The sequence below is a fragment of the Myxococcus sp. MISCRS1 genome (assembly GCF_026626605.1).
In the GTDB taxonomy this organism is placed as follows: Bacteria; Myxococcota; Myxococcia; order Myxococcales; family Myxococcaceae; genus Myxococcus; species Myxococcus fulvus.
In genome coordinates, this window is sequence record NZ_JAPNKB010000001.1 from 8,280,170 (window position 1) to 8,302,035 (window position 21,866).

Genomic DNA, 21,866 nt, shown 5'->3' on the forward strand with positions numbered 1-21,866 from the left:
GTGTCGTGGGATGCCCGGCGGTGCTTCAGTGTCGCGCGCTACGGGGTGACGATGAGCCCGGTGACGCGGGTGTTGTTGTCCTCACGCAGCTCGTGCAGTGACTCGGTGGCATCCACGAATGCGCCCAGGTGGTAGGCGCCGGCCAGTCCCATCGCGCCGGGCGGGAGGTTGGCCGACACGGTCAGCGGCTGGGTGCTGCAGCTGTTCGGGTTCAGCGAGTTGAGGCTCGCGACCCCGAGGAGGGCCTGGTCCGGCGCGGGCTGCACCGAGTCCGGGGTGAGCACCGTGCCGAGCGAGGTGTAGAGGTGCACGCTGCTCGGGTCGCTGGGCTGGGTGCCCTGGTTGCAGACCGTCACCGTGGCGGTGAAGGAGTTCCCCATCCGGACGAAGGAGGGACCCGTCAGCGCGGTGACCACCAGGTCCGCCTTGTTGCCGACGCCCACGAGCCCCTTGATGAAGATGTTGTTGTCCTCGCGCAGCTCCTGGACGTTCGCGTCCTCGTCGACGATGGCGCCCACGTAGTAGGCGCCCTCGGTGTTGTAGGCGTCCGGAGGCAGATGGGGCGTGAGCTGGGTGGACACCGTGGTGCAGTTCCCAGGGAGGAGCGAGGGCACGGGGACGTAGCCCAGCGGCGACTGGTCCATCGGCGGATAGGGCGGCGAGTTGGCGCCCATCGCCGTCAGCGCGTCGTCCATGGACAGGTACAGCTGCACGTGGCTCGGCGTGCTGCCCTCCGTGCCCTGGTTGCACACCGTCACGGTGCCCGTCACGGTCTGCGAAGGGAACCCGTCCAACTGGAAGCTCGGCGGCACGCTCATGCCGGTGATGACGAGGTCCGCCTTGCTGCCGATGCCGACGAGGCCATGGATGAACGTGTTGTTGTCCTCGCGCAGCTCCTGGACGTTCTCGTACTCGTCGACGATGGCGCCGATGAAGTACGCGCCGTCATGGCCCTGCGCGTCCGGAGGCCGGTTGGGCCAGATGTCCGTGGTGATGGTGGTGCAGTGGCCGGAGGCCAGGTTCGGCACCCAGGCGCTGCCCGCGTACATCTGGTCGGTGACGGGGTAGGGCGGCATGCTGGGGCCCATGGAGGTCAGCTGGTCGTCCATGGAGATGTAGAACCGGACCTCCGTGGAGTCGCTCAGGGAGGTACCCTGGTTGCAGACCGTCACCGAGGCCGTCGGGGTCGGCGAGGAGGGGCCGCTGGTGCGCAGGCTGGGCGGCACCACCATGCCGGTGATGACCAGGTCGGCCCTGTGGCCGACACCGACGAGGCCGTGGATGAACGCGTTGTTGTCCTCGCGCAGCTCCTGCTCGTCTTCCTGCTCATCGACGATGCCGCCGACGTAGTACGCGCCCTCGAGGCCCTGCGCCGCCGGAGGCATCACGGAGGAGAGCGGGACGCTCACGGTGGCGCAGCGTCCGGCGAAGAGCGAAGGCACCGGGGCCATTCCGAGCGGCGCCTGGTCCATGACGGGGTAGGGCGGCATGTTGGGTCCCATGGCAGTCAGCGTGTCATCCATGGAGAGATAGAGCCGGACCTGCGTCGACCCGCTGTCCTGCGTGCCCTGGTTGCACACCGTCACCGAGGCCGACACGGAAGAAGCAGGACCGTTCCGGAGGCTCGGCGGCACCACCATGCCGGTGATGACCAGGTCGGACCCGTTGCCGACGCCGACGAGGCCATGGATGAACGTGTTGTTGTCCTCGCGCAGCTCCTGGACGTTCGAGTCCTCGTCGACGATGGCGCCCACGTAATATGCGCCGTTGTTGCCCTGCGCGTCCGGAGGCGGCTGGGGCGCGAGCTGGGTGGACACCGTGGCGCAGTGTCCGGGGAAGAGCGAGGGCACGGGGACGAAGCCCAGCGGTGACTGGTCCATGGGCGGATAGGGCGGCGCGTTGGGGCCCATCGCCGTCAGCACGTCATCCATGGACAGGTACAGCCGCACCTGCGTCGACGTGCTGTCCTGCGTGCCCTGGTTGCAGACCGTCACCGTGCCCGTCGCGGGCTGTGACGAAGGAGACCAGCCGGTGCGGAGGCTGGGCGGCACCTTCATGGCGGTGACGACGAGGTCCGGCTTGCCGCCGATGCCGACGAGGCCGTGGATGAACGCGTTGTTGTCCTCGCGCAGCTCCTGGACGTTCTCGTACTCGTCGACGATGGCGCCGAAGAAGAACGCGCCGTCATGGCCCTGCGCGTCCAGTGGCCGGTTGGGCCAGATGTCGGCGGAGGCGGTGACGCACTGGGTGGGGTAGAGGTTCGGCACCCAGGCGCTGCCCGCGTACACCTGGTCGGTGACGGGGTAGGGCGGCATGCCGGGGCCCATGGGCGTCAGCTGGTCATCCATGGAGATGTAGAGCCGGACCTCCGTGGAGTCGCTGTGGGAGGTGCCCTGGTTGCAGACGGTGACCTTTGCCTTCGGGGGCTGCGAGGAGGGGTAGCCGCTGGTGTTCAGGCTGGGCGGCACCTCCATGCGGGTGATGACCAGGTCGGACTTGTTCCCGAAGCCGACGAGGCCGTGGATGAACGCGTTGTTGTCCTCGCGCAGCTCCTGCTCGTCGTCCTGCTCATCGACGATGCCGCCGACGTAGTACGCGCCCTCGAGGCCCTGCGCCGCCGGAGGCAGCGAGGCCGCGAGCGGGGTGGACAGGGTGGCGCAGCGTCCGGGGTAGAGCGAGGGCACGGTGGCGAAGCCCAGCGTGGACTGGTCCATCGGCGGATAGGGCGGCGGATTGGGCCCCATGGCCGTCAGCGTGTCATCGACGGACAGGTACAGCCGGACCTGCGTCGACCCGCTGTCCTGCGTGCCCTGGTTGCACACCGTCACCGAGCCTGTCTGGGGTTGCGGGGACGGGTAGCTCTGGGAGCGGAGGCTCGGCGGCACCACCATGCCGGTGATGACCAGGTCGGACCCGTTGCCGACGCCGACGAGGCCATGGATGAACGCGTTGTTGTCCTTGCGCAGCTCCTGGACGTTCGCGTCCTCGTCGACGATGGCGCCCACGTAGAAGGTGCTGTCCGTGTAGGAGGCATCCGGAGGCAGCTGGGGCGTGAGCTGGGTGGACACCGTGGCGCAGCGCCCGGGGAAGAGCGAGGGCACGGGGACGAAGCCCAGCGGCGACTGGTCCATCGGCGGGTAGGGCGGCATGTTGGGGCCCATCGCCGTCAGCACGTCATCCATGGACAGGTACAGCCGCACCTGCGTCGACCCGCTGTCCTGCGTGCCCTGGTTGCACACCGTCACCGTGCCCGTCGCGGGCTGCGACGAAGGATACCAGCCGGTGCGGAGGCTGGGCGGCACCACCATGCCGGTGACGACGAGGTCCGGCTTGTCGCCGATGCCGACGAGGCCGTGGATGAACGTGTTGTTGTCCTCGCGCAGCTCCTGGACGTTCTCGTACTCGTCGACGATGGCGCCGATGAAGAACGCGCCGTCCTGGCCCTGCGCATCCGGGGGGCGGTTGGGCCAGATGTCGGCGGAGGCGGTGACGCACTGGGTGGGGTAGAGATTCGGCACCCAGGCGCTGCCCGCGTACACCTGGTCGGTGACGGGATAGGGCGGCATGCCGGAGCCCATGGAGGTCAGCTGGTCGTCCATGGAGATGTAGAGCCGGACCTCCGTGGAGTCGCTGTGGGAGGTACCCTGGTTGCAGACGGTGACCTTCGCCTTCGGGGCCGGCGAGGAGGGGTAGCTGCTGCCGCGCAGGCTGGGCGGCACCTCCATGCGGGTGATGACCAGGTCCGCCTGGACTCCGAAGCCGACGAGGCCGTGGATGAACGCGTTGTTGTCCTCGCGCAGCTCCTGCTCGTCGTCCTGCTCATCGACGATGCCGCCGACGTAGTACGCGCCCTCGAGGCCCTGGGCCGCCGGAGGCAGCGCGGGCGAGAGGTTCGTGGAGACGGTGGTGCACTGTGAAGGGAAGAGCGAGGGCACCGGAGCATGTCCGAGCGGCGCCTGGTCCGTGACGGGCTGCGGCGGCGCGTTGGGGCCCATGGCGGTCAGCACGTCGTCCATGGAGAGATAGAGCCGGACCTGCGTCGGCCCGCTGGGCTGCGTGCCCTGGTTGCACACCGTCACGGAGCCCTTGGGCTGCTGCGACGAAGGGTATCCGCTGTTGTGCAGACTGGGCGGCACCACCATGGCGGTGATGACCAGGTCGGACCCGTTGCCGGCGCCGACGAGGCCGTGGATGAACGTGTTGTTGTCCTCGCGCAGCTCCTGGACGTTCGCGTCCTCATCGACGATGGCGCCCACGTAGTACGCGCCGTTGTTGCCCTGCGCGTCCGGAGGCAGCTGGGGCGTGAGCTGGGTGGACACCGTGGCGCAGCGCCCGGCGAACAGCGAGGGCACGGGGACGAAGCCCAGCAGCGACTGGTCCATGGGCGGATTGGGCGGCGCGTTGGGGCCCATCGCCGTCAGCACGTCGTCCATGGACAGATACAGCCGCACCTGCGTCGACCCGCTGTCCTGCGTGCCCTGGTTGCAGACCGTCACCGTGCCCGTCACGGGCTGCGACGAAGGATGCCAGCCGATGTGGAGGCTGGGCGGCACCTTCATGGCGGTGATGACGAGGTCCGCCTTGTCGCCGAAGCCGACCAGGCCGTGGATGAACGCGTTGTTGTCCTCGCGCGTCTCCGCCACGTTCTCGAACTCATCGACGAGGGCGCCGAAGTAGTAGGCCCCCTGGAGGCCATTGGCGTCCGGCGGCAGGTGGGGCCAGAGGTCCGCGGTGAGCGTGGCGCACTGACTGGGATACAGGTTCGGCACCCAGGCGTTGCCCACCTGCGCCTGGTCCGTGACGGGGACAGGCGGCGCGCTGGGCCCCCGGGACGTCAGCACGTCGTCCATGGAGATGTAGAAGCCCACCTCCGTGGAGTCGCTGTGGGAGGTGCCCTGGTTGCAGACGGTGACCTTCGCCTTCGGCGCCTGCGAGTAGGGATAGTTGCTGGCGCGGAAGCTCGGCGGCACCACCATGTCGGTGATGACCAGGTCCGGTCCATTCACCAGGGAACCCGTGCTGGTGCCCAGGTGGGTCGCTGGTGACGCCCCATCACCGCCGGAACAGCCGGTGCTCCCTGTGACCATCAAACCCAGCATCAGCAGACCGCTGCTGGCGGTCGTTCTCCATGCTGCCCTCTTCATGTCGTCTCCCTTTGCCGCGACGGATGGGGTGCCCCGAGGCCTTCCAGGGCGTGTCTCCCATTACGTGCGCGGCGTCTAAGGTGAAAAGACAGAAAACCATGGAGAACAGGGCGGGTGCCAGGACCCGCTAGAAGTCGCGCACCGAGTCCATCACCGCCACGAGCGCGTCGCGGTCCAGGGGGACGACGGACGCGTCACCGGCGGCCCTCAGCTTCCCATCCACGGCGTCGAGGATGCCCATCAGCGCGTCGTGGATGTGCTCTCGCTCCACGGTGAAGATGAAGGCGTGGCGCGCATCCAGCGTGTTGAAGCCCTCGGTGTAGTCCTTGACGATGGGGGTGAGCGCGGAGACGAGCGCGGACGGTGAGCCGCCGTGCTGGGGCGTGGCCGCGAGCGCGGCCGAGCGCGCCTGGCGATACAGCGCCGCCGCCTTCTTCGCCTTGGCCGGGGGGATGTTGTCCTCGCCGTCCCAGTGGCGGAAGGGATTGTCCAGGTTCTCCGCCAGCCACTCGGGCTTGCGCGGCTGTCGCACCGACACATCCACGCCCCGCTGCGCGGCGGCCTTGTAGGCCTTCTTCACGCTGGCGGCGACGTCGGCGGGGAGGCTGGTGAGCCACAGCCGCCCCAGGTCGGGGAAGCGCTCCGGCCCGGGGAACTCCTCGGGGGACATCCCGAACACCTCGTTGAACATGAGCACGCGAAGCCCGGTGAGCGCGCCCAGCTCCGCCGTGTCGCGCAGGTTTCCCGGCGCGCCCGTGGCCCGCAGCTCCGTGAGCTTGGGGAAGCGGCGGACGATGCTCCCGGCATCCAGCTCCCGGAAGGAATGCACGTGCAGCTCGTCCAGGGCATCCAGCCCGGACCAGACCCAGGAGGTGTCCTTCGTGTGCAGGTGCAGCCAGCGCCCGTCCGCCTCGGCGTGGATCCTCAGCCCGGGCGAGGCCTCTCCGAGCAGCGACAGCGTCTCCAGCTCGTCGTTGAGATACACCTCCTGGACCCCCGTGACGTCCAGCACGAATCGGCTCAGCCGCGCCCCGCGCACGTCCACCACGCGCTGGCCGTGGTTCGTCACCTGGGACTCGTAGACGAAGGGCCTGCGCCGGATGAAGTCGAACAATCCTGTGACAGGTGCATCCGCGTTGACCGATGTCAGGATGGGCAGCGCCTCGAACACCGCCAGGTCGGAGACGGCGCGGAGCCGGTCCGTGTCGAGCCGCTGCGTCGTGCGGCGCAGCTCCAGGCCGCCCAGCGTCACCAGCTCGCTGCGGTCCTCCTTGGCGATGGTCTGCTTGAAGAGGTCCCGGGTGGCCTGGGGAATGGTCTCCCAACGATGCTGGCTGAAGATGTGGCGGCCCGTGGGCCAGTGGCTGTAGCTGACGCTCTTCTCCGTGAGCAGCGGCGGCCGGTTGCCCACGTGGACGAAGCCATGCGGCACGTCGATGGGCGCCCAGACGTGGACGTGGTGCTCCTTCCAGAAGAAGAAGTTGACGACGATGGGCTTCATCGCCGCCACCGCCGCCGCGTCCGGGAGCTCGGGCCCCACCCAATCCAGGGACAGCACACAGGCCAGCTCGTCCTTCCCCTCCTGCTTCAACGCCGTGACCTGCACCGCGGTGTAGGCCGCGAGCCGAGGGGTGTAGACGACGAAGATGTCACCGACGGTGGGCTTCATGTGCGAGCGAATCCGAGGACAGGGTGGAGTGGCCCCAGTGTAGGTCGCGCCCTCGCTTGAAACAGTCCGCGCGGCCACGGTTCACCCGTGTTTCACGGCCCTCTCCGGGTAGACGGGGCGGACCCGGACTCGATATCGTTGTTACTGCAACTTCGACACAGTTCTCACGACAAGGGGCCCCGGATGACGCTGTCTCGTTGGGTGATTGGATTCTCCGCGTTGCTGCTCGGCGCTTGTGGTGGACCGGCCGAGATGGAGGAGGGTGTTGCTCCGGAGACCACGGCCTCGGTGGCGCAGCGCTCCGAGCCGCCGGGAGGGGGGCGCCAGGGCTTCCACCGGACGTACTACCACGACGCCGCGAAGACGCGGTGGGCGGGGGCGTTGCATGGGGACTGCCTGGGTTACATCACCCAGTCCGGCGTGGTGACGTCGTACTACGACGAGTACGCCTTCCTCTGTGAATGAGTGGTCGCGGCTCCGCCCTCGGGGCCGCTGGGCTCCGGGGGCGGGTCCTCGACGTCGTGGTGCCTCGGAAAACTGAGAGGGGCGGGCGGGGGCCGTGGATTTCCACGTGGCCGGACGCGAGGCCACGTGACGTTCGTGGTGCGCTCCGGACGAGGGCAGCGGCCTCCGGCCGGAGTTCGTTGCTGGCGTCTGTCTTGCTTTCGCGACGCGCATGACGTCGAGCAAGGGTCTCTCGAGGGTGCCGGGCAGGTCTGTTCCGGGATGGACGTGGCTCGTGGCGGTGGTGTTCCTGGCCGGCTGTCGTGGCCCCGAAGGCGAGCCGCCCCCGTCCTCCCACTCCCCCTTGTCGTTGAAGGGTGACCAGGTCCTGGGGCCGGAGTGCGAGGGCGTGGAGCTCACCTGTCCGGAGGGCTACGCCTGTGCCTGGTTCGACCTGGGTGCGGGCCGTGACATCCGCTGCGTCCAGTCCCCGGCCATCTGCGACCTGTTCACGTGCAGCAGCGGCGAGTGCATGGTGCTGGAGAGCCATCCGCTCCAGATCCGCTGCAGCGGCTCCTGACGGCGCGTCCCCGGCTCCAGGTGGGTCGAGCGCAGCTTCCTCGAAGTCCCGTCCGTCGCCAGCCCTCCGGTGCTCGACACCACGCGTCCACCAGCCCCGGTCTACAGTGCGCGGGTGACAGGAGCGGACATGCTGGAGCTGCAGGAGCGGTTCATCGAAGCACTGTTGGAGTCCGTCCCCGAGCCCTGGGAGCGCGTCGAGGTGCACTACGAGCGCTACGCGTGGGGCGGGGACACCTCTGAAATCTACGTGGCCAATGGCTTCCTTCACGAACAGCGCTCCGACGTGGACCTGACGCTGGAGGCGTTGGAGGCGCTGCGCACCTTGCAGGAGCACACCCCCGCGGGGCAGCGCGAGGCGTGGACCTGGCTGCTCTTCCGCCTCGACGCGGAGGGCAGGTACCACTTCGACTATCGCTATGGCGTGCCGCCCCTGGTGGCCCAGGAGATGGCGGCGCAGTGAGGAAGGCCCGCCCTCGCTCATCGCGGGGCGGGAAGGTCCTCCTCCTGGAGCAACAGGCGGGGCGCTCGGGGCAGGGCGCGGGCCTTCGCGAGCAGCTCGGTGCGGCTGCGCGCATCCAGCCGCTTGTGGAGGGCCTTGCTGGAGTCATGCACCGTCGCGGGGCCGACCTGGGCGCCCACGAGCGTGCTCGTCCCGGCGACCAGGTGACGCCTCCACGCCAGCGTGTCGTGACTCAGCTGCCCCAGCTCATCGAGCAGGCGGAAGGCGTTGCGTGCGTCGCGCCACGTGACGAGGTCCGACATGCTCCCGAGGCTATCCCCTGTTCAGGGGAATGGTCATCTCCTCGGCAGCCCCTATCCTGTGTGAACCGAGGCGCTGGATTCCCGAAGGACGGGGCCTGTCTCCTGGTTTCTCGACATTCGTCAAAGCCCTCGCGGGATGGTCCCTTGCGCCGACGCATCGTCTCGCGGGTCTCCATCCTTTGTTGTGTCCACCCAGGAGAGACTCATGCATCTGGTTCGTTGGTGTCTTTGTGTTGTGTCTGTGTTTGTCTCGGCCTGTGGGAGCGTCGAGGGCGCCTCCGAGGCCGTGGGGCCGCCGGAGGTCGTGGAGGCGCAGTCGGCGGAGCTGCGCGCCTGTTCGACGTCGCTCGACTGCCGCGCGAACTGTGTCTGCACCAACGGCATCTGCTCGGGAGGGGGCTTCGGTCCGCCTCCGCCCGCGGGGTACTGCGACGTGGCGCCGGTGCGCGCCTGCAACACGGGGGCGGACTGCACGACGGGCTGCTCCTGCTCGAGCAACGTCTGCGTCAACACGGGTGGCTTCAGCCCCCCCGCCAACTGCCTGCTCGCGCCGCCGGATGCGTACGAGAGCGACAACTCCCACACCACGGCCTCGTCCTACGTGGGGACGCCGCAGCTCGGGCACACGTTCCACAAGGCGCAGGACGCGGACTGGGTGCTCGGGGCCACCAACGTCCACCAGCTCCTGACAGTGGAGGTCTACAACCTGCGCAACGTCGGCCCGCTCCGCGTGGATGTGCATGCCTACGACTACGCCAACCGCGCGCTGGGGGCCCTGCTGACCAGCACCCAGACGACGGTCTGCTCCGACTTCACGCCTGCCTGCATGATGTTCCGGGCCTCGGTCAACGTGGCGCCGGGCGTCTACGCCGTGAAGGTCACCGACACGCGCACCGTCCCCGCGGGCTCCGACTGGCGGCCCACCCCGACGTATGACTTGAAGATGTACTGAGCAGCGCCATCGAGGGCGGAGCCCTCCCAGGAACGTGGGATTGTTCCGCCCTCGCGCGCGCGTGCAGACTCCGTGTGCCTTCGACGCTCATCGGTACGCGTGGGAGCGTCGGCGTGTGTCATTGACCATTCGATGAGGATGGGAGGGTGCCTGCATGCGGATGCGATTCGATGTGCCCCTGGCGGGGGTGGTCTTCCTGGTGGCGACGTTGACGGCGTGTGGCGGCGACGCCCCGACCGGGGACGAACTCGTGCTGGAGAGCAGCGAGGCGGCGGTGTCCTGTCAGGTGACGCAGCAGTGCACGAACACCGCGGTGTCGTGCAGCTCCGCGAGCGGCATCTGTGCCTCGGGGGCGGACAATGGGGGCTGGGTGCAGTGCGATGGCGTGCGGACCTGGTGTCCCGCCGTCACCGCCTGCACCTGTCAGCCCGAGAGGTACTCGGTCGCGGGGGGCGGCACCCACCCCAGGTGTGCCGGGGCCTATCTCAGGGCCAGCGACGACGCCCGGGCGGCCGCGGCGGCGCAGTGTCCCCGGGGTGTCTGCAACGCGGTGGAGGAGCGAGGCGAGTGCTTCGCGACACGAGAGTCCGCCTCGGCGGAGGTGTTCTTGACCTTCTCGTGCATGGGACCGCCGAACTGTCAGTAATAAATTCCCTGAGGGGGGATGAGGGGCCGTGACGTTCCTCCCGGAAGGCCGCCGCTGTCACGTGGCGGCCTTCCGGGAGGCCCTCACATGACGCCGTCACTCCGCGCCCTTCTGTCCACCTGTCTCCTGCTGTCGTCGCCGGGCCTCTCCGGCTGCGACGACGACTCCGACCCGAGGCCGCCCGCGGACGCCGGCACCCCCGACGCCGGCTCCGACGCCTGGGATGGCACCTACACCGAGCTCGAGGAGCACGGAGACTTCAAGGACCCGGGCCCCTATGCCCCGTGCACCGTCGATACCCGGGACGCGGGGGGCCTGGCCTGCACGGAGCTGTCTCGCTTCGACCTCTCCGGCTGCGACCTGGGCACGCTCACCGACGTCGAGCCTGGGGCCATCTACCTCGCGCCGATGCGGGACGGGCGGCACGTGCCGGACGGAGGCTACCGACTGACCGACATCGGGGGCATCCGGTTCACCGAGGATGGCGGCACCATGTTCGCCCAGCCCCTGGCCGTGAAGGACACGGGCCCCGGGCGCTTCCACGTCCGCGGCGCCTCGGCCAACGGGCTCGCCACCGTCACCTATCTGGGCTGTGAGCAGAAGTCGCCCGACCTCATCACCGGCTGCTTCGCCTACTGCTACCGCAACCGGTTCGCCCGCGCGGGTACCTTCGAGGCCCACCGGGTCTCCCACTGGGGCGGTGAGCCCGAGTCCTCCGGCGGCCTCGCGCTGCACGGCGAGGGGTACACCCCCCTGGGCCACCCCCTGGACCTCTACGTCACCAAGGAGCACGCCTATGTCGTCTCCATCCCCAAGCAGGTCCGGCTGGGCGGCCTCTCGGTCTTCGACGTCAGCAACCCCGCGGCCCCCGTCCTCAAGACCACCCTCTCCCTGCCCCACGACAACTACTGGAACGCCGTCTGGGCCAAGGGCGATGCCCTGTACGTGGCCAGCAACGACTCGGGGACGCTCGTCTATGACATCTCCGAGCCTGCCAACCCCCGCTTCGTCCGGAGCTTCACGACGGGCGCCACGGGCACGCACACGGTGCTCGTCGACGGCGACCGGCTCTACTCCATGGCCCCCAGCCTCGGCACGTTCGTGCACGACATCTCCGACCCGCTGGCGCCCGAGCTGCGGACCGTCATCGCCTCGCCGGAGGTGGCCACGCTGGGCGGTCCCCATGACGCCTTCGTGTACGAGAACCGCCTCTACGTCAGCGAGTCGTATCGCGGCTACTTCGTGATGGACGTCACGAACCTGGACGACGTCCGCGAGCTGGGCGGGTACGTCCGTCCGGACTTCAGCTTCGCGCACCACAGCGCGGTGGGCACCTTCGCCGGCCGCACCCTCGCGTTCGAGGGCGGTGAGTTCCAGCACTCCCACCTGCGCGTGCTCGACGTCACCGACCCGGCGCGCATCGTGAAGATCGGCGAGTTCCGCACCCACCGGCCCTTCACCTCCATCCACAACATCATCCTGCGCGGCAACCTGCTCTACGTCGCCTGGTACCACGACGGCGTGCGCGTGCTGGACGTGTCCAACCCCACCAGGCCCCGGCAGGTGGCGCACTACAACTCCTTCCGAGACTCGGACCCGGACCGCACCGACAGCCCCTTCGAGGGACTGCTCGGCATCCGCGTCCCCGGCGACGGGTATGTGTACGCGGCGGACTCCTCGCGAGGCCTGCTCGTCTTCCGCGAGCTCCCCCAGCCGTAGCGACTTCGTCCCCTCGGAGTGCGCGAGACACACCTCCACGCACTCCGGGGAGCGCGGGCCCGGAGCCCCAGGTGTGGTGGGGAGTCCACCTCAGCGGGGGCCCGGCTCGCGTCCGGGGGGGCCGGAAAGACAATCAGGTGTGGAGGGCAGTCCACCCCTCATTCTCGCTGAATGACAGACAGGGTTCTGCTGTGTGTCGTTGCGACAATCGATGCTACCGTCGCACGCATGCACTGGCACCTGCACCTGAAGAGCGCGGCCCTCGCGGGCGTGCTGTTCGCGATGTCCGGGCTCATCGTGTCCGACGCGCATGCGCAGCAATGTGAGCCCGAGCCGACGGCCCCGGAGGACCCTCCCGAAGACCCGATGAGCGACACGCGCGTGCTGCGGCGCATCGTGCTCGGTCTCACCGGGACCACCCCGACCCTGGAGCAGTACGAGGCCATGGAGGCGGCGGCGACGCCCGCGGCCCGCGCGACGCTCCTGCGCTCCACGCTCGACGAGGTGCTCGCCTCCCCGAAGTTCTACGAGCGCATGGTCCGCTTCGGGCACGAGTGGATTACCGTGGGCGCCTACACCACCGGCGCCCAGGGGGACGCGTACCAGGGCGACATGTCCGGGCACCTGCACCGCTGTGACGCCAACAGCCTGCACCCGGGCGCGTACTACGCGGTCAACGAGTTCGAGACCGGCAGCCCGAATCAGCAGTGCCAGGACAAGGATGGCGCCGGCAACCCCTCCGTCCCGGAGGTGCACACCGTCGAGCCCTGGTGGGCTCCGGGCACCACCGTCCAGGTGCTGGGCAAGGCGGGCGGTGACACCAAGACCGTCACCGACACCCGCACCGGCAAGGTGCTGGACTGCGGCGTCGCCTCCGGCGGCTATTACGACCCGGCGCTGAACCGGGGCTGTGGCTGCGGACCGAACCTCATCTGGTGCTCGCCGCTCGCGGGCCTCGGGTCCGGGGGCACCGGCAGCCTCAACGGTCAGCGTCGCCACCCCTACGAGGAGCCCGCGCGCCTGTTCGCGCACCTGGCGTGGCATGACCGCCCGCTGTCGGACCTGGTCGTCGGCAACTACACCGTCGGCACCAACTGGCTCCGGGCGCTGTACGTCCGCTTTGGCCGGCAGATGGGCAACGCCGTGGTGGACCAGAACACCACCTGGTGGCGCCCGGACGTGGGCAACGAGCCGCGCGACCCGATGCACCCCACGCCGAACGACCCGCAGGCGTGGCGGGAGTTCGTCGTCGAGCAGCTCGAGCCCTTCCACCTGGCGCTCACGCCCGACAAGTCGCGCTCCGGCAGCATGGAGCGCACCTACCGCTTCGACCCGCGCACGACGACGGAGGCGCCCCTGGGGCTGCCCGCCGCGGGCGTGCTCACGATGATGGGCTCCATGTCCTCGTTCCCGCGCGAGCGGGTCCGGGCGGCGCGCTTCCTGGAAATCTTCGCCTGCCAGAACTTCTCGCCGCCCCCCGCGGACGTGCACTTCCCGCCGCTGGAGATCGACCCGGCCACGGGTGGCACGTGCCTGCACTGCCACAAGACGCTGGACCCCGCGGCCATCGCCTTCAAGCGCTGGGACTTCACGCCGTTCCCCAGCTACTACGTCCCCTGGCCCTTCATCGGCGGCATGGGCAACCAGCGCGTCACCGCGGAGTGGCTGTCGGGCAAGTACCCGCACACCGGCAACGCGCCGGGCCAGCGGTGGAGGAACGCCTTCCTGCCCAACACGGTGCTCACGCCCGTCACGCCCGAGGAGCTCAAGGCGAACCCGGAGGCGGTGCTGCTGGACACGATGCCGGAGTCGTACACGCTGCTGGGCCAGCACGGCGACGGCACCATGGGCCCCCTGGGCTTCGGCAAGCTGCTGGTGCGCTCGGGTGAGTTCGACCGCTGCGCGGCGCGCAAGCTCTACGCGATGTTCATCGGCCGGGAGCTGAACCCGGCCACGGAGAAGGGCTTCATCGACAAGCTCGCGCGCGAGTTCGTCGCGGGGGAGCGCAAGCTGCGCCCCTTCATCCGCTACCTGTTCGAGCAGTCCGAGCTGCGGAGGGGCCTGTGATGCGCACGCCGACTTCTTTCGTGTGCGCCGCCGCGCTGGCGGTGCTCGCGCTCAACCTGGGGGCCTGCTTCGGTGACAGCTCGTACCGTCAGGGCAGCTCGGATGAGCCGGATTCGGGGACCTGCGCCGCGGCGAGCGACAACGACGCGGTTCGCCTCGCGCTCGCGCCCGCGTGCGAGGGCTGCCACATCAACGGCAACAAGCCCTTCTTCGCCTCGCTCGCCGCGTTCGAGAGCGGGCTGGTCTACGACGAGCGCTTCGTGAAGCGCGGCGACCCGGAGGGCAGCCTGCTCATCAAGATGCTCAAGGGCAACGCCCCGGGCAGCTACGCGCAGATGCCGCCGGGCCAGCCCTACGAGCAGCTGGTCGCCAATGGCCGCGTCACCATGACCATCGCCCAGGTGGAGGACTGGATTCGGGACCTGAAGGCGCCGCCCGAGCCGATGGACACGCCGTCACCCAAGGAGTTCCAGGTCCGCCGGCTGGCCGCGGACGAGATGGTGGTGAGCCTGATGGACCAGTTGGGCCTGACGCTCGAGGACTTCGTGAGCACGAGCAACCCCGACTGGCGCAACCGGGCGTACGTGGTGAACTGGAACAAGTTCTTCGTGTGGCCCGGGGACTGGGCCCCCGGCATCTCCGGCGAGTACGTCTCCGACTCGCGCGCGCCGGAGCGCTACGAGGCCCTGGGCGGCGGCAACTCCCTGGAGTACCGCAAGAAGAACCCGATGTTCGGCCCCTCCGCCGGCCAGGCGCTGGTGCAGATGTCCCAGGCCTGGTGCGGGCGCGCGGTGGACAAGCAGAACAACAAGGCGGTGCTGCGCTACGTGACGCTCGCGGACACGTCCACCCAGAACCCGGACGCAGTGCGGAAGAACCTGCGCAACCTCTACCTCCGCATGCTCGGGCAGCCGCCTACGGACGCGGAGCTGAAGGAGCTGTACGAGCAGGTCTACCTCCCGCTGGAGGCGCAGAACACGCGCCTGGCCTGGGTGGGCACCTGCGCGGCGCTCATCCGTCACCCGCTGTGGATTACGTACTGAGCCGAGGACCCCATGCTGAACACCTCTCGACGCACGTTGCTCAAGTGGGCCCTGGGCGCAAGCCAGCTGGCGCTCCTGGAGAAGGCGGGGCTCCTGGGCTCCGGCACCGCGCACGCCGCGGACGCGGATGTCCCCTCGCGGCTCGTGGTGCTCTATGTCCCGGGCGGCTTCCGTCCGGCGTACTACTTCACGCCGATGGAGGACGCGGAGATTCCGCTCTGCGTCCCGGCGCCCGCGGGCTTCAGCAGCGAGCCCGTCTTCTTCGATGCCAGCAAGGTGGTGGACCTGGCGGCCCCCAACGGCCCGTACAAGCCCTTGCGGACCTGGCAGTCGTGGGACCCGGCGAACCCCGCCGCCCGCGGCTCGTTCAGCCCGCTGATGTATGGCTATCAGCACTATGCGCTGCACGAGCAGCTGAGCGTGCTGCACGGCATCGACCAGGGCACCAATGACCACGCGAGCGCCTTCATCTCCGCGATGTGCGGCGTGGCGGGCGCGGACTACCGGGCGCCGGCGGTGCACTCGGTCATCGCCAACCACCTGTACGAGCGGCACCGGGAGAGCCGGCCGCTGCCGTTCGTGGTGGTGGCGGGCGAGCGCGGCATGCCGTCCGGCATGGGCCTGCCGTCGCACGCGGGGCCCGTGGGGGTGCCGTCCATCGACGCGCTCAAGCCGATGCTCTCCGGCAAGGCGGCGGACAACGCCTGGTGGAACGGGCTGGAGGCGCGCACCGAGGGGCCGGAGCTCAACGCGAAGGGCGAGCCCACCGGGGCCCAGCTGAAGACGACCACGGTGGAGCGCTACTCGCTGGGGCAGGCCAGGCCCCGGCTGGGCCGCTCGACGGCGAAGGTGGACAACTACCTGGAGGGGCTGCACGGCTCGCTGAACAGCGTCTCGCGCGTGCTGGCGACGGACGTGGTGTCGGTGCTGGAGAAGACCAAGGGCATCGACGCGCTGAAGACGAACCGGCCCTCGTACCTGTCGAGCTATCTGAGCGAGTCCTTCACGTACACGTTCGGCAACGCGAACTTCCACCTGGTGGGGTTGGACCCGCGGATGGACATGGCGCTGCGCCTGCTCAAGTCGGACCTGGCCACGTCGGTGCACGTGTCGCTCAGGCTCGACTTCGACACGCACAACGGCGGCGGGCATGCCTACAGCTGCGCGCATGGCCGCGGGTTGATGGACTGCGTGGCGCGCTTCCTGGGCGAGATGAAGGCCACGCCCGCCCCGGGCAAGCCGGGCAAGACGCTGCTCGACGATACGCTGGTGCTGGTGATGAGCGAGTTCGGGCGGAGCTGGGCGTCACGCGGCAGTGACGGCAGCTACAGCCTGCCGGACGACCACCACCCGTACACCTCGGTGGTCTTCGCCGGTGGCAACGTGGCCCACAACCGGCAGGTGGGCACGTACACGACGCGCGGGCTCGGCACCCCGGTGGACATCATCGAGGAGACGGGACAGACGCAGAAGCGCGTGCCCCGCTCCGCGGACGTCGTCACCACGGCCCTGCGCATCATGGGCATGCAGACGCACCAGTTCTTCATCCCCGGCGGCTACGGCGAGGTGGTGGGGTTGCGCAAGGGGTAGGCCGCCGCGGCCTCCACGTGGCCCAGGAGCGCCTGGGCGAGCGCGGGGACGATGGCCTTCGGAATCGTGTGCCCCATTCCCTCCAGCGTCACCAGGGTGGAGTGGGGCAGCGTCCGGGCGAGGAAGCGCGAGTTGGACGGAGGGTTCGTCGGGTCCTCCGGGCTGTCGATGACGAGCGTGGGCACGGTGACGTGGGGCAGCTCGGCTCCGCGCGCGAGCCCGGTGGGGTCGACCCTCGCGTGTGCAGTGGACGTGTCGTGGCGGCCGGCGTGGTCGATGAGGCGCCGCTCGAGCGCGCGGAACTCCTCGGCGTCGAAGGGGAGCACGGTGCCGTGGAGCCGGCGCCAGTTCTCCACGCGCCACTCGATTTGGGCCTCGCGCTCGCGGGGCGCGAACATCTGGCCCCAGAACTCGAACAGGCGGGGGTCGATGGGGGCTCGCGCGGGCAGGTCCTGGAGCTCGGGCGCGCCCTGGAGGGCGGCGGAGCCGAGGAGGGCAGCGCTGAGCAGTCGCTCGGGATGGGCGACCATCAGCCACTGCGTCAGGATGCTGCCGAGCGACATGCCCACGACGTGGGCGCGGGAGATTCCGAGCGCGTCGAGGATGGCGAGCGCGTCCTCGGCCATGCGCGTCGCGGAGTAGGGGTGGGTGTCGAAGGCCCACGTGGACGCGCCGGTGTCCCGGTGGTCATAGCGGATGACCCGGTGGTGTCGGGCCAGGGCGTCCATCAGCGCGTCGGGCCAGACGAGGCCTGACGCGGTGGAGCCCATGATGAGCAGGATGGCGGGCGCGTCTTCTGGCCCGCGTGACTCGACCCACAGCGAGACTCCCTCGGCGACCTGGACGAAGCGTTCCATGGCGGGAGCATCGCAGGTCGCCGGGGAGCAAGCCCAGACAGCTCACCCGCCGCAGCGGTTGAAGTTCTGGTCGACGTAGTAGAGGCAGCAGCCGGCGTAGGCGCCCAGGCACGTCTGGGTGCCGAGGGCCTGGGTGGCCCACTGCGAGGCGGTGGCGTACGTGCCCGCGCAGGCGTCACCGCACAGGGTGTTGGAGATGGAGGAGATGGTGCCGTCCAGGTTGTAGCAGGTGGTGGCGTGGGCGCGGGCGTAGACGGTGCACGGCTCCTGCGCGGGCGGCGGGGTGGAGGACGACGTGCTCCAGATGGTGCTGAGGTACACGCGGTCGGAGCTCTGGTCGATGCCGGCCCAGCGCGAGCGCGGGCCCGTGTCCCAGGTGACCATCATGTAGTGGCGGGCCTGGAGGGTGGTGCTGTAGTTCACCTTCCATTCACAGCCATCCCAGGGCCAGAAGCCGCAGGACTTGTACTGCGTATAGAAGTACGCGGTGGAGTCGAAGCCGGCCGCGAGGCCCACGGCGCGGAAGTAGACGGTGTTGTCCTTCGCGCCGCTGTACGAGCCGTACCAGTAGTCGGTGATACAGGTGCGGCCCTGGGTGGCGGTGGTCGCACAGAAGTTGCTCGTGAACCACTGCTTGTCGCCGACCCAGTCCCAGGTGTCGTTGAGGCTCGCGGCAAAGGGGCCGCGCTCGGTGTTCAGGGCGGAGGGCCCCTCGGCGAGCGGGGCGTTCGCCGCGGCGCGGCCCTCGCTCCGGGCGGCCTCGCGCTCCTGGAGGTGGCGCGCCATGGCGACGCGGCCCTGGGCGGCGACGAGGGCGGCGGGGACGTCCTCGCGGGTGGCTCCGGGCACGAGCGCGAGGTAGACGTCCGCCAGCTCCTGGCCCTGGGTGGAGCCTGTCTTCATCGCCTCACGGAGGTGGGCGGCGTCGAGGTCCATGTGGCCCGACTCGGCGACGAAGACCTCGCCCGGGGCGGACTCGATGAAGCGCACGCTGCGGGTGTTGCTGAGCTTGAGCTCGTGCAGGACGGTGCCCTGCTCGGTGGCCTCGGGCGCGGGGGCCTCGGCGGGAGGCGCCTCGGTGCCCTGGGGACCACAGGCGGCGAGCAGCAGGGTGCACAGGGCGGAAGACAGCATGGCCCGCGAGCGCGGGGCGGGGTGGCTCGACATGTCGGGGGACTCCTCGTTCAGGGCTGCAGCCACCTGAACGGGGGGCGTGAAAAGCCTTCGGTGGGGCGCCGCTGACGTCGCGGCGCCCTCCCTCACGCCCTCAGTCCCGGCCCGAGGCCTTCACGGCGCAGTCCGCCGCCGCGCTCTTGCGCAGGATGCGTCCGGGCGTCGGCGCCACCAGCGGCTTGCCCCGCTTCCTCCAGTGCTCCACGAGCGCGTCGCGCAGCGTCAGCGCCTGCTGCTCGCCCAGGTTGACGCTCCCGGGCGGCAGCGTCTTGAGCACCTCGTCCATCCCACTGCCACCCCGCGCGAGGAAGTCCGGCATGGCCACCTGGAAGAGCTTGTTGGGCTCGATGGGCTTCCCGTTCGCCTTCGTGACGGAGACCATCCGCGTCACGCCGTTGCACTGCTCCAGGTTCACCTTCAGCCCCGCCACCTGGAGCGTGCCTCCCTTGCGCGAGTAGGCCCCCTCCAGGAGCTTCGTCAGCTGGGCCCCGGTGAGGGTGACGACCGAGAGCGTGTTGTCGAACGGGAGCACCTCGAAGACGGCCCCGTACGTCAGCTCGCCCGCGGGCAGGTCCGCGCGCAGCCCGCCGCTGTTGATGACGGCGATGCCCGTCATGCCCAGCTGGTTCAGCGCGTCCGCCAGCACGTTGCCCAGCGGGCTCTCCGCGTCGTAGTCGCGCGTCAGCTTCGCCGGCACGTTGACGCCCAGCGGGCGCTTCTGCATCTCCTCCACCTTCGCGAGCGCCCCGGCCAGCTGCGTCCCCAGCGCCGCGTCCGCCACCACCGGCTGCCCACGGAACGTCGCCGGCACCAGCTCCACCTTGTTGCGGTCCTTCAACTTGCGCTCGTCGCACGTCCCGAGCGTCGCCTCCACCCGCTCGCACACCGGCACGGAGCCCTGCAGCGTGGTGCGCTCGGTCAGCACCTTGCGCGTCGTCGGGTCCACGAACAGCTCCACCAGGCCGAACGCCCGGCCCCGGCCCGACGTCTCGATGACCGGCGTGCCCCGCACGAAGTGCCCCACCGGCTGATGGGTGTGCCCGGCCACCACCGCGTCCAGCGTGCCCTCCGGCAGGGCCTCCAGCATCTCGATGATTTCGCTGTCGCCCCGGTCGCACGACGAGATGTCCCGAGGGTCGTCCTGCCGTTTGCACACAGCGCCCGCGTGCGCAATCGCGATGACCACCTCCGCCCCGCGCGCACGCAAATCGTTGGCCGCCGCGAGCGCTGAGGAGACCAGCGGCGCGAAGCGCAGGCTCGCCACATTCACGGGGTTGGTGACCTCCGGCGTGTGCGGCGTCGCCAGCCCCACGATGCCCACCTTCACCCCGCGCCGCTCCACCAGCAGCGTGCCCGTGTTCCCCAGCCACGTGGGGCTCACGCCCGTCTGCGCGTCGGTGACGTTCACCCCGAGAATCGGGAAGCGCGCCTGGGTGATGCGCGCCTTGAGCGCGCCGAACGGGTCATCCCCCTCCATCGCCACCGAGCGCGGCCCCACCGGGCCGTAGTCGAACTCGTGGTTGCCCAGCGCGGAGGCCACGTACCCGAGCGTGTTCATCGCGTCGATGACCACCGCGCCCTCGGTCAGGTTGGACGCGAGCGTGCCCTGGAACAGGTCGCCGCCGTCCAGCAGCAGCACCCCGTCCGGGTTCTCGGCGCGCAGGATGGACAGGTAGCCCGCGAACGTGGCGAGCCCTCCCTGCTCCACGGCCGTGCCGTCCGCCAGGCTCCCGCGCGACGGCATCACCCAGCCGTGCAAGTCATTGGTGCCCACCACGCTCAGGCGCACCGGCTCGGGCGCGACCGTGGCCTGGCTCGGGCTCGTGGGCGACGGCGCCGCGAAAGCGGCCTCCGGGACGGGGGCCTTAGAGGCGCAGGCGGCGAGGAGAGCGGAGGACAACAGCCCGAGGGCAAGCGAACGGATGGTGGAGGTCACACCTCCCTCTAGACCAACGGCACCATGGAGTTCAATGCCTGCACGCACGGCAGCTTGAACGGCTACAGCCGCATTGTCAGAATGGTCGAGGAGTTCATGGAATAGTCGCGGTCTGCAATTGGAGTCCGCATCCCTTTCCTCATGGGAGTTCAAAGAAATATGAATCTGAAGCCAGCGATGTTCACGGCAGTAGTCGCGATGGTGCTCGGCGGATGCGGTGGTGTGCAGCCGGAGCATCAGTCATCCAGCGAGGACGACCGGCTGTTGTCGCAGTCAACGGAAATCATCAATGGGACCATCGATGATGGTCACCCCTCTGTAGGCTTGGTCTTTCCATCCGGCTGTACCGGAACACTCATTGGTCGTCGCACGGTTCTCACTGCAGCACATTGTGTTGATAGCCAGAACCAACCCGGGAGCTTTTGCAGCAACGGCACCTGCATGGACGGCACTTACGCTTTTCACCCCAACTTCAACTCGAACAACTTTTCGAATGATGTCTCGGTGCTGCGGCTGGCCTCTGACTTCCAAGCCGCCAGCGGCATTCGCCCGAGTCCCATTGCCACCAGTGCTCCATTCGCTGGTTTGCCCATCAACATCGTTGGCTTTGGATGCACCCAGTGGGGCACCAGCGTCGGTTACGGTGTCAAACGCCAGGGTTGGAACGAGATCGATGATGTGGATTCGCTCAACATCAAGTGGGACAATGCCTCCGCACGCATCTGTCAGGGCGATTCTGGCGGGCCGGCGTTCTGGGGCAACTGCCTCATTGGTGTGCACAGCCATCGACTGACCTCGTCGGGCGGAAGCGATGATGTGGCCACCCGCGTCGACGTCGCCTATTCCTGGATACGTGGAAGCGCTTCGGACAATTCCATCCGGTGGTGCGGACAGACTATCTGCGGCGATGGCTACTGCGATGCTGGCGAGGACAACTTGGGCTGTTCCATTGATTGTCTGCCGGTCTGCGGCAACCTCGTGTGCGAAACGAATGAGGAAGTCACCTGCAGTAGCGATTGCGCTGTCTGTGGGAACGGCAACTGCGAACTTCCGGAGCGCGGAGGCTCATGCGACGTGGACTGCGGGTACTGCGGAGACGGCATCTGTCAGTACTACAATGGGGAGCCGTGGGACTGTATGGATTGTATGTAGGCTCTGGTTGGAGTCGCTCGTCAGGGGGATGTCGGCGTGTTGAGGGTTCTAGCACCGGACCAAGGTGCACACCGGCGGGGTCGCTTTAGGCGTTGACGGCGCCGGGCAGGTGGGTACCTACCTCCACCTC

The 21,866-nt window shown here is 69.1% G+C and carries 16 protein-coding genes; 10 read left to right on the plus strand and 6 right to left on the minus strand.

Annotated elements, in window-relative coordinates; all coding sequences use genetic code 11:
* Positions 1-38 precede the first annotated feature (38 nt).
* Complete coding sequence (locus tag OWM54_RS33110) at positions 39-5,144, minus strand: CARDB domain-containing protein (protein ID WP_267700057.1); 5,106 nt, start codon at positions 5,142-5,144, stop codon at positions 39-41.
* 127 nt (positions 5,145-5,271) lie between these two features.
* Positions 5,272-6,813: a gliding motility protein gene (locus OWM54_RS33115; protein ID WP_267700058.1), complete on the minus strand. Its 1,542-nt coding sequence runs from the start codon at positions 6,811-6,813 to the stop codon at positions 5,272-5,274.
* 183 nt (positions 6,814-6,996) lie between these two features.
* Here OWM54_RS33115 and OWM54_RS33120 point away from each other — a divergent pair, with 183 nt between their 5' ends.
* The 3 genes from OWM54_RS33120 to OWM54_RS33130 all read left to right on the plus strand — a co-directional run bounded on the left by OWM54_RS33120 (position 6,997) and on the right by OWM54_RS33130 (position 8,299).
* Complete coding sequence (locus OWM54_RS33120) at positions 6,997-7,278, plus strand: hypothetical protein (RefSeq protein ID WP_223745396.1); 282 nt, start codon at positions 6,997-6,999, stop codon at positions 7,276-7,278.
* 211 nt (positions 7,279-7,489) lie between these two features.
* Positions 7,490-7,837 carry a hypothetical protein gene (locus OWM54_RS33125; RefSeq protein ID WP_223745397.1) on the plus strand — a complete coding sequence of 116 codons (348 nt, stop codon included), beginning with the start codon at positions 7,490-7,492 and terminating at the stop codon, positions 7,835-7,837.
* Positions 7,838-7,966: 129 nt separating this feature from the next.
* On the plus strand, positions 7,967-8,299 hold the full coding sequence (locus OWM54_RS33130; protein ID WP_267700059.1) for a hypothetical protein: 333 nt from the start codon (positions 7,967-7,969) through the stop codon (positions 8,297-8,299).
* Positions 8,300-8,316: 17 nt separating this feature from the next.
* On the opposite strand, the gene OWM54_RS33135 is transcribed toward OWM54_RS33130, so the two are convergent.
* Positions 8,317-8,601: a hypothetical protein gene (locus OWM54_RS33135; RefSeq protein ID WP_267700060.1), complete on the minus strand. Its 285-nt coding sequence runs from the start codon at positions 8,599-8,601 to the stop codon at positions 8,317-8,319.
* Positions 8,602-8,836: 235 nt separating this feature from the next.
* On the opposite strand from OWM54_RS33135, the gene OWM54_RS33140 reads away from it, so the two are divergent.
* The 6 genes from OWM54_RS33140 to OWM54_RS33165 all read left to right on the plus strand — a co-directional run bounded on the left by OWM54_RS33140 (position 8,837) and on the right by OWM54_RS33165 (position 16,618).
* A complete protein-coding gene (locus tag OWM54_RS33140; protein ID WP_267700061.1) occupies positions 8,837-9,553 on the plus strand; it encodes a hypothetical protein in 717 nt (238 codons plus the stop codon).
* Between the two features lie 154 nt (positions 9,554-9,707).
* Positions 9,708-10,199 (plus strand): hypothetical protein, encoded by a 492-nt coding sequence (locus OWM54_RS33145; protein WP_267700062.1) that lies wholly within the window; start codon positions 9,708-9,710, stop codon positions 10,197-10,199.
* Between the two features lie 87 nt (positions 10,200-10,286).
* Positions 10,287-11,918: an LVIVD repeat-containing protein gene (locus OWM54_RS33150; protein ID WP_267700063.1), complete on the plus strand. Its 1,632-nt coding sequence runs from the start codon at positions 10,287-10,289 to the stop codon at positions 11,916-11,918.
* 228 nt (positions 11,919-12,146) lie between these two features.
* The gene (locus OWM54_RS33155; protein WP_267700064.1) at positions 12,147-13,985 is read left to right on the plus strand and encodes a DUF1549 domain-containing protein; all 1,839 of its coding nucleotides are present in this window, start codon (positions 12,147-12,149) and stop codon (positions 13,983-13,985) included.
* Positions 13,985-15,028, plus strand: coding sequence for a hypothetical protein (locus OWM54_RS33160; protein ID WP_223745404.1), 1,044 nt, complete (start codon positions 13,985-13,987; stop codon positions 15,026-15,028). Before OWM54_RS33155 ends, OWM54_RS33160 begins: the two co-directional genes overlap by 1 nt.
* A 12-nt stretch (positions 15,029-15,040) precedes the next feature.
* On the plus strand, positions 15,041-16,618 hold the full coding sequence (locus OWM54_RS33165) for a DUF1501 domain-containing protein (protein ID WP_267700065.1): 1,578 nt from the start codon (positions 15,041-15,043) through the stop codon (positions 16,616-16,618).
* On the opposite strand, the gene OWM54_RS33170 is transcribed toward OWM54_RS33165, so the two are convergent.
* The 3 genes from OWM54_RS33170 to OWM54_RS33180 all read right to left on the minus strand — a co-directional run bounded on the left by OWM54_RS33170 (position 16,585) and on the right by OWM54_RS33180 (position 20,584).
* Positions 16,585-17,475 carry an alpha/beta fold hydrolase gene (locus OWM54_RS33170; protein WP_223781963.1) on the minus strand — a complete coding sequence of 297 codons (891 nt, stop codon included), beginning with the start codon at positions 17,473-17,475 and terminating at the stop codon, positions 16,585-16,587. The two genes, OWM54_RS33165 and OWM54_RS33170, sit on opposite strands and share 34 nt — an antisense overlap.
* Positions 17,476-17,517: 42 nt before the next feature.
* Positions 17,518-18,642 carry a hypothetical protein gene (locus tag OWM54_RS33175; RefSeq protein WP_267700066.1) on the minus strand — a complete coding sequence of 375 codons (1,125 nt, stop codon included), beginning with the start codon at positions 18,640-18,642 and terminating at the stop codon, positions 17,518-17,520.
* Positions 18,643-18,742: 100 nt separating this feature from the next.
* A complete protein-coding gene (locus tag OWM54_RS33180; RefSeq protein WP_267700067.1) occupies positions 18,743-20,584 on the minus strand; it encodes a bifunctional metallophosphatase/5'-nucleotidase in 1,842 nt (613 codons plus the stop codon).
* Positions 20,585-20,743: 159 nt separating this feature from the next.
* Between OWM54_RS33180 and OWM54_RS33185 the strand changes: the two genes are divergently transcribed.
* On the plus strand, positions 20,744-21,736 hold the full coding sequence (locus OWM54_RS33185) for a S1 family peptidase (protein ID WP_267700068.1): 993 nt from the start codon (positions 20,744-20,746) through the stop codon (positions 21,734-21,736).
* Positions 21,737-21,866: the final 130 nt, after the last annotated feature.